This window comes from Oleiphilus sp. HI0061, assembly GCF_001635675.1.
This window is the reverse complement of record NZ_LWFE01001812.1, coordinates 1-327: the sequence shown is the minus strand read 5'-3', so window position 1 is coordinate 327 and position 327 is coordinate 1. Positions and strand designations below refer to the sequence as shown.

Annotated in this window: 1 protein-coding gene; it reads left to right on the top strand. The window is 41.9% G+C overall.

Going from position 1 to position 327, the window contains the following annotated elements:
- The coding region (locus A3735_RS31570) for a putative solute-binding protein (protein WP_231882675.1) at nt 1-206 on the top strand (206 nt) is incomplete at its 5' end.
- Nucleotides 207-327 lie beyond the last annotated feature (121 nt).

Here is a 327-nt window from a genome sequence, read left to right as displayed (position 1 = left end):
ATGCTGAGAATGAAATACCTCAAAACTACTGGATCGAGATTAGTCAGTTTACTAAGGATGATATTGATCATTTCAGTAAACGTGTACGCATGGCACTAAAGGCAGACAAGGTCAATCATCCTACGGCACTTAAGTTACTCTGGAAAATTCGTTGCCGTCTGGATCGTTCTCGTGGCGAGTGTGCTGCAAACGCTAAACCAGAATAGCTACTTGATGAATAAGAAAGCCCCTACAAATTATCCTTTGTAGGGGCTTTTTTGTTGGGTTTTAGTTTGGAGTAGAAGTAAGGATGTTTTCTGTGCCTTGCTTACCCGCAGTCTTCTCTTC